Source organism: Bradyrhizobium sp. 613_E4_N2_2, assembly GCF_052075995.1.
GTDB lineage: Bacteria > Pseudomonadota > Alphaproteobacteria > Rhizobiales > Xanthobacteraceae > Bradyrhizobium > Bradyrhizobium barranii.
Genome location: NZ_CP197234.1, coordinates 449,124 through 462,346, shown reverse-complemented (window position 1 = coordinate 462,346; position 13,223 = coordinate 449,124). Strand labels below are relative to the sequence as shown.

General features: G+C 64.8%; 11 protein-coding genes. 4 read left to right on the top strand and 7 right to left on the bottom strand.

Going from position 1 to position 13,223, the window contains the following annotated elements:
* Nucleotides 1-100: 100 nt before the first annotated feature.
* Nucleotides 101-1,630, bottom strand: a complete 1,530-nt coding sequence (gene atpA / locus AB7290_RS02155) for a F0F1 ATP synthase subunit alpha (protein WP_063980422.1) — start codon at nt 1,628-1,630, stop codon at nt 101-103.
* Nucleotides 1,630-2,190 carry a F0F1 ATP synthase subunit delta gene (locus AB7290_RS02150; RefSeq protein WP_063980421.1) on the bottom strand — a complete coding sequence of 187 codons (561 nt, stop codon included), beginning with the start codon at nt 2,188-2,190 and terminating at the stop codon, nt 1,630-1,632. The genes atpA and AB7290_RS02150 overlap by 1 nt, the downstream gene beginning before the upstream one ends.
* A gap of 635 nt (nt 2,191-2,825) precedes the next feature.
* Here AB7290_RS02150 and AB7290_RS02145 point away from each other — a divergent pair.
* Entirely contained in the window at nt 2,826-3,335 is a 510-nt protein-coding gene (locus AB7290_RS02145) for a septal ring lytic transglycosylase RlpA family protein (RefSeq protein ID WP_028150468.1), read from the top strand.
* Between the two features lie 236 nt (nt 3,336-3,571).
* Here the strand turns inward: AB7290_RS02145 and AB7290_RS02140 are convergent, their stop codons facing one another.
* The gene (locus AB7290_RS02140) at nt 3,572-5,782 is read right to left on the bottom strand and encodes a primosomal protein N' (protein ID WP_085399708.1); all 2,211 of its coding nucleotides are present in this window, start codon (nt 5,780-5,782) and stop codon (nt 3,572-3,574) included.
* Nucleotides 5,783-5,905: 123 nt separating this feature from the next.
* Here AB7290_RS02140 and AB7290_RS02135 point away from each other — a divergent pair, with 123 nt between their 5' ends.
* The 3 genes from AB7290_RS02135 to AB7290_RS02125 all read left to right on the top strand — a co-directional run bounded on the left by AB7290_RS02135 (nt 5,906) and on the right by AB7290_RS02125 (nt 8,874).
* Entirely contained in the window at nt 5,906-6,871 is a 966-nt protein-coding gene (locus AB7290_RS02135) for a tyrosine recombinase XerC (protein ID WP_085399709.1), read from the top strand.
* 88 nt (nt 6,872-6,959) lie between these two features.
* On the top strand, nt 6,960-7,550 hold the full coding sequence (locus tag AB7290_RS02130) for a DUF4337 domain-containing protein (RefSeq protein WP_085399710.1): 591 nt from the start codon (nt 6,960-6,962) through the stop codon (nt 7,548-7,550).
* Between the two features lie 148 nt (nt 7,551-7,698).
* Nucleotides 7,699-8,874: an IS481 family transposase gene (locus AB7290_RS02125; protein WP_085398134.1), complete on the top strand. Its 1,176-nt coding sequence runs from the start codon at nt 7,699-7,701 to the stop codon at nt 8,872-8,874.
* Nucleotides 8,875-9,007: 133 nt separating this feature from the next.
* Here the strand turns inward: AB7290_RS02125 and AB7290_RS02120 are convergent, their stop codons facing one another.
* Genes AB7290_RS02120 through odhB form a run of 4 tightly spaced genes read right to left on the bottom strand, consistent with a single transcriptional unit; the run spans nt 9,008 to nt 13,093 of the window.
* A complete protein-coding gene (locus AB7290_RS02120) occupies nt 9,008-9,538 on the bottom strand; it encodes a hypothetical protein (RefSeq protein ID WP_085398663.1) in 531 nt (176 codons plus the stop codon).
* A gap of 35 nt (nt 9,539-9,573) precedes the next feature.
* Complete coding sequence (gene lpdA / locus AB7290_RS02115; protein WP_063980416.1) at nt 9,574-10,974, bottom strand: dihydrolipoyl dehydrogenase; 1,401 nt, start codon at nt 10,972-10,974, stop codon at nt 9,574-9,576.
* 57 nt (nt 10,975-11,031) lie between these two features.
* Complete coding sequence (locus tag AB7290_RS02110) at nt 11,032-11,793, bottom strand: SDR family oxidoreductase (protein WP_094183824.1); 762 nt, start codon at nt 11,791-11,793, stop codon at nt 11,032-11,034.
* A 55-nt stretch (nt 11,794-11,848) separates the two neighbouring features.
* Complete coding sequence (gene odhB, locus AB7290_RS02105; protein WP_085398662.1) at nt 11,849-13,093, bottom strand: 2-oxoglutarate dehydrogenase complex dihydrolipoyllysine-residue succinyltransferase; 1,245 nt, start codon at nt 13,091-13,093, stop codon at nt 11,849-11,851.
* Between the last annotated feature and the right edge of the window lie 130 nt (nt 13,094-13,223).

The window sequence follows — 13,223 nt, the reverse complement described above, 5'->3', positions numbered from 1 at the left end:
CCTATCCAGTCGTCATGCCCGGGCTCGCCCCGGGCATCCACGCGGTGCCTCACACGCCGTTAGACGTGGATGGCCGGGACAAGCCCGGCCATGACGGCATTTACGCGAAGCTCTTCGCGAAGCCTTCGACCACCGACTTCAGCTTGGCGGCGGTGTCGTCGGAGAGATCGCGGCTGTCGCGGATCGCGTTGAGGATCTCGGCGTTCTTGCCGCGCAGCAGCGACAGCAGACCGTCCTCGAACGCGCGCACCTTGTTGAGCGGGAGCGGATCGAGATAGCCGTTGGTGCCGGCCCAGATCACGCAGACCTGCTCTTCCATCTTCAGCGGCGCGAACTGCGGCTGCTTGAGCAGCTCGGTCAGGCGCGAACCGCGGTTGAGCAGGCGCTGGGTCGAGGCGTCGAGATCGGAGCCGAACTGCGCGAACGCCGCCATTTCGCGGTACTGCGCGAGCTCGCCCTTGATCTTGCCGGCGACCTTCTTGGTGGCCTTGGTCTGCGCGGACGAACCGACGCGCGACACCGACAGACCGACGTTCACCGCGGGACGGATGCCCTGGAAGAACAGGTCGGTTTCCAGGAAGATCTGGCCGTCGGTGATCGAGATGACGTTGGTCGGAATGTAGGCCGACACGTCGTTGGCCTGGGTTTCGATGACCGGCAGCGCCGTCAGCGAGCCCGAGCCCTGGTCCTTGTTCAGCTTCGCCGCGCGCTCGAGCAGGCGGGAGTGCAGATAGAACACGTCGCCCGGATAGGCTTCGCGGCCCGGCGGGCGGCGCAGCAGCAGCGACATCTGACGGTAGGCGACGGCCTGCTTGGACAGATCGTCATAGATGATGACGGCGTGCATGCCGTTATCGCGGAAGTACTCGCCCATGGTGCAGCCGGTGAACGGCGCGATGTACTGCATCGGAGCCGGATCCGAAGCGGTGGCGGCGACGATGATCGAGTACTCGAGCGCGCCCTGCTCTTCCAGCACCTTCACGAACTGGGCGACGGTCGAACGCTTCTGGCCGATCGCGACGTAGACGCAATACAGCTTGATGTTCTCGTCCGGCTGCGCGTTGAGCGGCTTCTGGTTCAGGATGGTGTCGAGCGCGATCGCGGTCTTGCCGGTCTGACGGTCGCCGATGATCAGCTCGCGCTGGCCACGGCCGATCGGGATCAGGGCGTCGATCGCCTTGAGGCCGGTCGCCATCGGCTCGCTCACCGACTTGCGCGGAATGATGCCGGGCGCCTTGACGTCGACGCGCATGCGCTTGTCGGCCTGGATCGGGCCCTTGCCGTCGATCGGGTTGCCGAGCGCGTCGACGACGCGGCCGAGCAGGCCCTTGCCGACCGGCGCGTCCACGATGGCGCGGGTGCGCTTGACGGTCTGGCCTTCCTTGATCTCGCGGTCGGCGCCGAAAATAACGATACCGACGTTGTCGGTTTCGAGGTTCAGCGCCATGCCGCGGGTGCCGTTCTCGAATTCGACCATTTCGCCGGCCTGGACGTTGTCCAGACCATAGACGCGGGCAATACCGTCGCCGACGGACAGCACCTGTCCGACTTCGGAGACTTCAGCTTCCTGGCCGAAATTCTTGATCTGGTCCTTCAGGATCGCGGAAATTTCCGCGGCGCGGATGTCCATCAGCCTGCCTCTTTCATCGCGTGCTTGATCGAATTGAGTTTGGTGCGAAGCGAACTATCGATCATGCGGCTGCCAAGCTTGACCACGAGGCCACCGATGATCGAGGGATCGACCTTCACGTTGAGCGCGACGTCCTTGCCGGTCACCGACTTCAGGGCAACCTTGAGGGCGTCGAGATTCTTGTCCGAAAGCGCCTCCGCCACGGTGACGTCGGCCGTCGTCTCGCCCTTGAACCTGGCGACGAGGGCGCGATAGGCGCGAATGACGTCAGCCACCGCGAACAGGCGGCGGTTGGCGGTCAGGACTTTCAGGAAATTGGCGGAGATGCCGGCGATACCCGCCTTGTCCAGCACGGCCGAGAGGGCCCTGGACTGGGTATCGGCCGCAAACACCGGGCTGCGGACGAGGCGCGTCAGATCGGCGCTTTCGCTCAGCAAGCCCTCGAATTTATCGAGATCGGCTTTGACCTCGTCGACCACATTCTGGTCGCGGGCCAGTTCAAACAAGGCCGTTGCATAACGGCCGGACACACCGGAAACGGACGTATCTTCTGCAGCCACAGACGCGCTCTTTTTGCTGTCAAACTCGCAAGGGAAAAACCGTCGCCACAAAGCGGCGCCAAGCGATCCAAGCCCTTGGAATTCAAGCGGGACTTCGATTTTCGGCCGACACGGGAGGTGCCGGGTCCGTTAAAATCGCGGCTTTGCTAACATAGCAGGCGCGCACGTGCAACATGACGCCAAATTAAAGGCACGACCTTCTGTCTCCAGTTCGTCGCAGCCGACGGCACCGCGGTAGCGGCCTGCCACGTCGCGGAATGACGCGCCCCCTCGGCGGCATCGCGGCCATTCGTTCCTGCCCTCAGCGCATAGCGGCCATGAACACGGATCGCTGAGGCGTGAGTCGGACGTGACGAGCGGCCTCCCCTGAATACTTTCCTAATTCTAAACATGAAGTATAATGACCTTGTTTTACAGTATTAGTGAGTAATAAAATAGTTAAAGAATTGTTAAAGCGAAAGATTCCAGAACATTGGCTGCAACATTGATGCCAATCACAGAATATTTCATGACGACACAGAATGGATTTACTGCCCAATTCACGCCTCATTAGGAATCGAAACGCGATCCCGCTCACAGACTTACGGGGGCTCCACTTGCCACATATGTGGCAATACTAGATTAGGGACCACTAAATGCTGTCTTTGAAGACGCTGGGCTCCGTGCCCCGGCCGCGCACGGCGATCGCTTTCGTTGCCGCCACTCTCCTCGTCGGTGGAACCGCCACCGAAGCTTCTGCCAAATCCCGGCATCACCACCGGTACTCTCACCATCATCACCGCCACCACGCCCAGAGCGATGCCAACACGACCTCCGATTGGCGCAACGCCAACGCGTCGATGACGCCGTCGTCGGGCACGGGCCGCAGCTTCTCCGGCATGGCCTCCTATTATGGCAACGAGTCCGGCAGCCGGACTGCGTCGGGCCAGCGCTTCAACCAGAATGCCATGACCGCGGCTCACCGTTCGCTGCCGTTCGGCACCAAGCTGCGCGTCACCCATGGCGGCTCGAGCGTCATCGTCACCATCAATGACCGTGGCCCGTTCATTCGCGGCCGTGTCCTCGACCTCTCCACGGGCGCTGCCCGCGCCATCGGCCTCACCGGCGCCGGCGTCGGCCGCGTCACCGCGGAAGTCGTCTCCTAAGGCGCCACCAGCGCCTCACCGACAAAGCGCAAATCTCGCCATCGTCCGCGGACGTGTGAGCGGCGAGACCAGTTCGGGCGAAACAAGCCCGCCGTCTTGGGGGACGGCGGGCTTTTTGTTTGCCCCGTCATTCCGGGGCGATGCGTAGCATCGAGCCCGGAATCCATCAGGCCGTAGAGTTGGTGGATGAATGGATTCCGGGTTCACGCTTCGCGTGCCCCGGAATAACGGGGGAACTACAAAAAGCTCTGCGGGTCGACGTCGACTTCGAGCTTTTGATTGCCCTTCGGCTTCGGGCAGACGGCCAGCCAGTTGCGCAAATAGTCCGACAGATCGAAACCGCGCGCCGATTTCACCAGGATGCGGAAACGGTAGCGGCCCTTGATCACGGCGAGCGGGGCCTCCGCCGGTCCCAGCACCACGACGCGCTCGTCGCGCGGTGCGAGCGCAACGAGGCGGCGGCCCAAACCTTCGGCGCTCGGACGGTCGCCTGCCGAAATGATCAGGCTCGCGAGCCGGCCGAACGGCGGATAGAGCGTGCGCTCGCGCAGATCGATCTCGCTGTCGTAGAAGGCCTCGCGGTCGCAGGCGATCAGCGCCTTCATCACGGGATGATCGGGCTGGTGGGTCTGGAGATAGCCGACGCCGCGGCCCTGCTCGCGCCCGGCACGGCCGATCACCTGGTTGAGCAGCTGCCAGGTGCGTTCCGACGCGCGCGGATCGCCGTTGGACAGGCCCAGATCCGCATCGACCACGCCGACGAGATTGAGCCGCGGAAAGTTGTGGCCCTTGGCGACGAGCTGCGTGCCGATGATGATGTCGACGCGACCCTCCGCGATCTCGGTAAGCTCGGAGCGCATCGTCTCGATCGAGGTGATGAGATCGCTCGACAGCACCATGGTGCGCGCCTCGGGGAACAGCGCGGCCGCCTCCTCCTGCAAGCGCTCGACGCCCGGCCCGACCGCGACCAGCGATTCCTCGGCCGCGCAATGCGGGCAGGTCTGCGGGCGCGGCATCGAGAAGCCGCAATGGTGACAGACCAGCCGCTGGCGGAAGCGGTGATCGACCAGCCAGGCATCGCAGATGGTGCAGGCGAAGCGATGGCCGCAGGCACGGCACAGGGTCAGCGGCGCATAGCCGCGGCGATTGAGGAACAGCAGCGCCTGCTCGCGCTTTTCAATCGCTTTTCTGATCTCGGAAGCGAGCCGCGGCGAGATGAAGCGGCCGCGCGCCGGCGGCTCGCGGCGCATGTCGATGGCCTCGATATGCGGCATGTGCTGGCCGCCGAAGCGCGAGGGCAGCGCGATGCGCTGATAGCGGCTCTTGCGCGCATTGACCTCGGATTCGACCGACGGCGTGGCGGAGGCCAGCACGATCGGGATCTTTGCGATATGCGCGCGGACCACCGCCATGTCGCGGGCGTGATAATGCACGCCCTCGTCCTGCTTGTAGGCCTGGTCGTGCTCTTCATCGACCACGATGAGGCCGAGATTGGCGTAAGGCAGAAACAGCGCCGAGCGCGCGCCGACCACGACCGGCGCACTGCCGTCGGAGATCGCGGCCCAATTGCGCGCGCGGGTGCGCGGCGTCAGCTCGGAGTGCCATTCGATCGGCCGCACGCCAAAGCGCTGCGCGAAGCGGTCGAGGAACTGGCCGGTCAGCGCGATCTCCGGCATCAGGATCAGCGATTGCTTGCCGCGGCGGATGGTCTCTGCAATCGCCTCGAAATAGACCTCGGTTTTGCCCGAGCCGGTGACGCCGTCGAGCAGCGCAACGTGAAAGGTGCCGTTGGCGGCGAGCGCGCGCATCGCATCCACCCCGGCGCGCTGGAGCGGTGAAAAATCCGGCTGGCCAAAATCCGGATCGGGTGCCGGCGGCGGCGGAGGCGGCGGCATCGGCTCGACCGTGAGCGTGCCTTCGTCGACGAGGCCGTCGATCACGCCGGCCGAGACGCCGGCTTCCTTGGCCGCTTCGGACTTGCCGTGCAGCAGGCGATCCGACAGCAGCTCGATCACGCGCTGCCGCGCCGGCGTCAGCCGTCGCGGCGGATCGCCGACCAGGCGCACACCGGCGCGCACCCGCTCCGGGCCGAGATTCTCGCCCATGCGCAGGCACATCCGCAGCACCATGCCGCGCGGGCTCAGCGTGTAATTGGCGACCCAGTCGACGACCGAGCGCAGCTCAGGCTTCAGCGGAGGAAGATCGAGCTTTTCGCTGACCTCCTTGAGCCGGTTGTGCAGGCGCGGGTCGGGATTGGCGTTCTCCGCCCAGACCACGGCCAGCACCTCGCGCGGGCCGAGCGGCACGCCGACGAGATCGCCCGCCTTCAGCTCCATCCCCCGCGGCACCTTGTAGGAATAGGTCTGGTCGAGCGCGACCGGCACCAGCACGTCGACCATGCGGGTCGCGTTGGCGGGGGTGATCGTGCTGCGCGACGAATGATCCATCAAAGGTCTTTGGAGGGAGAATCGGAACCTTGGGGCCTTGAAGCTAACGCCCCCGGGCGGCCTTAGCTAAGAGTAAACGGGTGTGATGCGATATACTGAGTGGAATCATTACGTCCAGAGCGCATGAGCAAAGCCGCGGCCCCATTAATCGAGCTCGCCAGCGCCGATCCCTCGATCGCGCAGGAGATGACGCGCTGGCTGTCGCATCTCGGCGCCGAGCGGCGGCTGTCGCCGAAGACGCTGGAGGCCTATGGCCGCGACCTGCGGCAATGCCTGGACTTCCTTTGCGCCCATTGGGGCGAGCGCGTGACGCTGGCGCGCTTTGCCGCGCTGGAAGCCACCGACATCCGCGCCTTCATGGCGATGCGCCGCGCCGACGACATTGCCGGCCGCTCGCTGATGCGCGCGCTGGCGGGCCTGCGCTCGTTCGGCCGTTTCCTCGAACGCGAAGGCAAGGGCAAGGTCGGCGCACTCTCGGCTATCCGCGCGCCCAAGGTGGCCAAGACTTTGCCGAAGCCGCTGCCGATGGCATCCGCAAAACGTCTCGCCGACGCCGACGAGCGCGCCGGCGAGGAACGCGAGACGTGGGTTCTGGCCCGCGATGCCGCGGTGATGGCGCTGCTGTATGGCTCGGGCCTGCGCATCTCCGAAGCGTTGGGGTTGAAGCGCCGCGAGGTGCCGCGTCCCGGCGAGGGCGACGTGCTGATCGTGACCGGCAAAGGCAACAAGACCCGCATGGTGCCGGTGCTGCAGAACGTGCTCGCGCTCGTGCAGGAATACGTTGCGATGTGCCCCTATCCGTTGCCGGCGGAAGGCCCGATCTTCCTCGGCGCGCGCGGCGGCCCGCTCAGCCCGCGCATCATCCAGCTGGCGATGGAACGGCTGCGCGGCGCGCTCGGCCTGCCCGACAGCGCGACGCCGCATGCGCTGCGACACTCCTTCGCCACGCATCTGCTCTCGCGTGGCGGGGATTTGCGCGCAATCCAGGAGCTGCTGGGTCACTCCTCGCTCTCGACCACGCAGATCTACACCGGTATCGATTCGGAGCGGCTGCTCGAAGTCTATGCGAACACGCATCCGCGGCGATGAACCTGACATGAAGCTGTCATAGCGCGCGTGCCTCTTGCGCGGCGCCCGCGGTTCGGTCAATCGTGGGGAACCGCGACTGGAGGGAATCATGAGCGCACACGAAAGCATGGAGCATGCCGAACACGCCGAGCACGCGTCCGGATCGAACAAGAAGATCGCTCTTCTGATCGCCGTGCTGGCGCTGTTCCTGGCGATCTCCGAGACGCTCGGCAAGGGCGCCCAGACTGAATCGATCAGCAAGAACGTCGAATCCGCCAATCTCTGGGCGTTCTTCCAGGCCAAGACCATCCGCCGCACCGTGGTGCTGACCGCGTCCGAGCAGGGCAAGCTCACGCTGGCCGCCACCACCGACGACCTCCTGAAGGCGACGGTGCAGAAGCAGGTCGACGACTGGACCAAGACCGCGCAGCGCTACCGCTCCGAGCCCGAGACCGGCGAAGGCACCGAGCAGCTCGCCGAGAAGGCCAAGCACGCCGAGCACGAGCGCGACGAGGCGACCGCGAAATATCATCACTTCGAGCTGGCCTCCGCCGCCTTCCAGATCGGCATCGTTCTGGCCTCGGCCACCATCATCACCGGCATGATCGCGCTCGCCTATGTCGCCGGCGTCCTGACCCTGGCCGGCCTCCTCATGACCGCGCTCGGCCTGTGGTGGCCGCATCTGGTGCATTTGCATTGAGGGGCTGATGCGGGGCGCATAAGGCCAAAAACATCGACGCTGTCATGCCCCGGCTTGATGTTTAGCCCGGACAGATCACTGACGGGTGTTCGGAGACATAGCTGACACATCAACATTGGCTGGATTGGTCCGATTCGGGAGGCCGTCCATGCCTTGGAGCGAGGTGTCAGTGATGGATCAGCGCCACGAGTTTGTGCGGCTGGCTTTGCAGGAGGGCGCCAACCGGCGCGAACTGTGCCGTCGGTTCAACATCAGTCCTGACGTCGGCTACAAGTGGCTGGCGCGCTGGCAGGCCGGCGATCGGGAGCTGGCCGACTGTTCCCGGCGCCCGCATGCGATGCCCAAGCGGAGTGAGGCTGCGGTCGAGGCAGAAGTCCTGGCTGTACGCGACAAGCATCCGGCTTGGGGAGCACGGAAGATTGCCCATTGCCTGAAGCGGGGCGGGCAGACGGTGCCTGTGCCATCAACGGTGCACCAGATCCTGTGTCGGAACGACCGGATCAAACCGAGTGAGAATGCGCCGCCCAATCCGGGCCACCGGTTCGAGAAGGAAGCTCCCAACCTGCTGTGGCAGATGGACTTCAAGGGTCACCTGCCGCTCGCCAATGGGACGCGGTGCCATCCGCTAACGATCGTCGACGATCACTCGCGCTACGTGCTGTGCCTGAAGGCATGTGCCGACGAGCAGCGCCTCACCGTGCAGAATCACCTGTCGACGACGTTCCGCTGCTATGGCCTGCCGGAGGCCTTCTACACCGACAATGGCTCACCCTGGGGCGATACGTCCGGCATTCGTTGGACCGGACTGAAGGTGTGGCTGCTCAAGCTTGGCGTCAGGGTGGTGCACGCAAGGCCATGCCACCCACAGGCCCGCGGCAAGAACGAACGCTTCCATCGCACCCTGAAGGCCGAGGTGTTTGCAATGCGCCGCTTCCGAACTCTCCCGGAAGTCCAGCGCGCCTTCGACGCCTGGCGGCCGGTCTACAATCTGGAGCGGCCTCACCAAGGCCTCGATATGCAGGTCCCTGCCGATCGCTTCCGGCCAAGTGCTCGCCCCATGCCGGCCCGCGTTCCGAACGTCGAATACGACAGCGGCGAGATCGTGCGCAGGGTCTCATCGACAAGACCCTACATCTCCTTCAAGGGACACTTCTGGAAAGTTCCCCAGGCCTTCGCCCGCGAACGCCTTGCCATCCGGCCGCTGGATCGTGACGGCCACTACGGAATCTTCTTCGCCAGCTGGCAGGTCGCATCGATCGACTTGACCAATGGCCAACCTGTCAGTGATGTGTCCGAACAGGTGTCAGCCATGTCTCCGGGCTAAACACTTGACCGGGGCATCCAGTACGCCGCGGCTTCTCCGTATTCGATTGACGTCTCTGGAATACTGGATCGCCCGGTCAAGCCGGGCGATGACATCGAGTGTGTGGCAATGACAGTGAGTCTATAGCGAGCAGCTAGCGCGCCTGGTGCACGCTCTTGCGAAAGCGCTGGATCAGGCGGAGCGTACGGGCGGACCAGCCTTCCCGGTTGCCGGCGATCAGCTCGCGGATGCGCTGCTTGATCGGGTCGACCAGCTCGGCGGCCTTGGCGCGCAGCTTCATCACGAGATCGTAGAGCCGCTCGAACCAGTGCATCTCCATCAGCTTGTCGCGCGTCACGTCGAACACGAAGGCGGTGACGCCGACGCCGAGCAGCTTTGCGAACAGAAACGTGGATACGCCGCTCAGCCAATATTCATGCGTGAGCAGATACAGGCCCATCAGCTTGAGCGGAAACAGCGGGATGATCGGCACCGCGAACACGATCAGTGTCATGGCCGGCGGCAGCGCATCGACGCGCTCCGTCAACCATTGCTTGAAGCGTGCGAGCGGGATGGCTGCGACAACCCGCGCGACGATCGGCTCGAGATGGTCCCACAGCCAGGCTTCGATCAGGAAGATGATCGCCAGCAGGACCCAGACCGGTTGAAGTAGGCGGCGCAGCATATGTTTCCCGCCCGATTCGACGCTAGGCGCGTCGCCTACATATGGATGGCCCGCTTGCCCACCGCAAGCGCGGCTTCCTTGATGGCCTCCGAGCGGGTCGGATGCGCGTGGCAGGTGCGCGCGAGATCTTCCGCGCTGCCGCCAAACTCCATGAGAACGCAGGCTTCATGGATCATTTCGCCGGCTTCACGGCCGATAATGTGCACGCCGAGCACGCGATCGGTCTTCGCATCTGCGAGAATCTTCACGAAGCCGTCGGTGGTCTGGTTGACCTTGGAGCGGCCGTTGGCGGTAAAGGGAAACTTCCCGACGGTATACGCCTGACCCGCCTGCTTCAGCTCCTCCTCGGTCTTGCCGACGGAGGACACTTCCGGCGTGGTATACACGACGCCTGGGATAACGTCGTAGTTCACGTGGCCGGCCTGCCCTGCGATGATCTCCGCAACGGCTACGCCTTCATCCTCGGCCTTGTGCGCGAGCATCGGGCCCGCGACGACGTCGCCGATGGCATAGACGCCCTTCACGCTGGTCGCGAAATGCGGATCGATCTGCACGCGGCCGCGATTGTCCAGCGCCACGCCGGCTTCCTTCAGGCCGAGCCCATCCGTGTACGGCACGCGACCGATGCAGACGAGAACGACGTCGGCTTCCAGCGTCTCGGCAGCGCCGCCGGCCGCAGGCTCGATGGTCGCCTTCAGCGACTTGCCGGAGGTGTCGACGGCGGTGACCTTGGCGCCGAGCTTGAATGCAAAGCCCTGCTTCTCCAGGATGCGCTGGAATTGCTTGGCGATCTCGCCATCCATGCCGGGCAGGATGCGATCGAGGAATTCGACGACGACGACTTCAGCGCCGAGCCGCTTCCACACCGAGCCGAGTTCGAGGCCGATCACGCCGGCGCCGACGATCAAGAGCTTGCCGGGGACCTTGTCCAGCGACAGCGCGCCGGTGGACGACACGATGCGCTTCTCGTCGATCTCGATGCCCTTGAGGCGCGCGATGTCGGAGCCGGTCGCGATGACGATGTTCTTGGTCTCGACCACTTGCGACTTGCCGTCGGCAGACACTTCCACCTTGCCTGTCCCTAAGATCTTGCCGGTGCCCTTGAGCACGTCGATCTTGTTCTTCTTCATCAGGAACTCGACACCCTTGACGTTGCCGTCGATGCCCTGCTGCTTGAAGTTCATCATCGCCGGAAGCTCGAGCTTCGGCGCGGAAACGGAAACGCCCATCTTGGCGAAGGAGTGCGCGGCTTCCTCGAACATTTCGGACGCGTGCAGCAGCGCCTTCGACGGCATGCAGCCGACGTTCAGGCAGGTGCCGCCGAGCGTGGCGTCCTTTTCGACCACGGCGACTTTCATGCCGAGCTGGGCCGCGCGCACCGCGCAGACATAACCGCCCGGTCCGGTGCCGATGACGACGAGATCGTAGGTAGCCATGAGAGAAAGTCCCGTGAGTTTAGCGTGATGAGGATGTGTCAGCGTCCGCGCGGCGTGTCAGCGTCCGCCGGACACATCGAGAATGGCCGAGGTGACGTAGGAGGCTTCGTCCGACATCAGCCAGACGATGGCATTGGCGATTTCGTCGGCGGTACCGACGCGCTTCATCGGCACCATATGGGCCAGACGATGGGCGCGGTCGGGCTCGCCGCCGGCGGCGTGAATTTCGGTGTCGATCAGGCCGGGGCGGATGCCCGCGACACGGATGCCTTCGCCTGCGACCTCATAGCCGAGACCGACGGTGAAGGAATCGATCGCGCCCTTGGACGCCGCATAGTCGACATAGGTATTCGGCGCACCAAGTCTGGCAGCGACCGATGACAGATTGACGATGACGCCGCCCTGGCCGCCGTGCTTGGTCGACATCCGCTTCACCGCTTCGCGCGCGCAGAGGATCGAGCCGGTGACGTTGACCGCCATCACGCGCCGGATGCGCTCGGCCGACATCTCGTCGACGCGCACCCCGCTCTGGCCGACGATGCCGCCATTGTTGACGAGTGCACCGAGCGTGCCGAACTTGTCGGCAGCCTTGAACAGCTCGATGATGTCGCTTTCCTCGGCGACATCGCATTTCACCGCGATGGCCTTGCCGTTGCTGGCCGCGATCTGGGCGACCACCTCGTCAGCAGCCGTTTTGTTGCTGGCGTAGCCGACGACGACACGGAAGCCGCGCGCGGCCGCCGCAATCGCGGTCGCCCGCCCGATACCGCGGCTGCCGCCGGTGATGACAACGACTTTATCCGTCACGCGCGCCTCCATGGTTCGACCCGCGCCGTCGCACGACAAGGCGACGGCGCTCGCAGAGCTTCAGGGATCAGAGATCGAGCACCAGGCGCGCCGGATCTTCCAGGCTCTCCTTGACGCGGACCAGGAACGTGACGGCTTCCTTGCCGTCGATGACGCGGTGATCGTAAGACAGCGCCAGATACATCATCGGGCGGACCTCGATCTTGCCGCCGATCACCATCGGCCGCTCCTGGATCTTGTGCATGCCGAGGATGCCGGACTGCGGCGCGTTCAAGATCGGGGTCGACATCAGCGAGCCGTAGATGCCGCCATTGGTGATCGTGAAGGTGCCGCCCTGCATTTCGTCGATCTTGAGCTGGCCGTCACGGGCGCGACGACCGAAATCGGCGATGCCCTTCTCGATGTCGGCGATCGACTTGTTGTCGCAGTCGCGCACCACGGGCACAACGAGACCCTTGTCGGTGCCGACGGCGACGCCGATGTGGTAATAGTTCTTGTAGATCAGATCGGTGCCGTCGATCTCGGCGTTGACGGCCGGGATGTCCTTCAGCCCCTGCACGACAGCCTTGGTGAAGAAGCCCATGAAGCCGAGCTTCGAGCCGTGCTTCTTCTCGAACGCATCCTTGTAGTGGGCGCGCAGCGCCATCACGTTGGTCATGTCGACCTCGTTGAAGGTCGTCAGCATGGCCGCGGTGTTCTGCACGTCCTTGAGGCGGCGCGCGATGGTCTGGCGCAGGCGGGTCATCTTGACGCGCTCTTCGCGGGCGGCGTCATCGGCCGGCGACGGCGCGCGGACCTGAACGGCGGCGGCGGGCTGGTTCACCGGGGTCGGCGCGGACGCGGCGCGCTCGATCGCGGCAAGCATGTCGCCCTTGGTGACGCGGCCGTCTTTGCCGGAGCCCGGAACGGTCGAGGCATCGATACCGGTCTCGGCGGAGAGCTTGCGGACGGACGGGGCGAGCGGCGCATCGGCCGGCGGCGCCTTCGCGGCCGGAGCCGGCGCAGGAGCAGCAGCCACGGCGGCCGGAGCGGCGGCGGCGGGCTTCGCGGGAGCAGCGGCGGGCTTCGCAGCACCGGCACCGTCGGTGATCTGGCCGAGCAGCGCACCGACCGCAACGGTCGCGCCATCGGCAGCGACGATCTCGCTCAGCGTGCCGGCGGAGGGCGCCGGGACCTCGATGGTGACCTTGTCGGTCTCGAGCTCCACCAAGGGCTCGTCGACGGCGACGGGATCGCCGGCCTTCTTGAACCAGCGGCCGATGGTGGCCTCGGTGACGGATTCGCCGAGCGTCGGCACACGAATTTCAGTCATGGTCTTTTCCTTAAGGGATCGCCGGTGCGGTCAAAAATTCGGTCGTCATCGGCCCGCGAAAGGCAAGCCATCCAGCAAGCCGGACGTTCGTATTCTGCACGGACGTCGCGGCGTACTGGTGCCCCGCTCC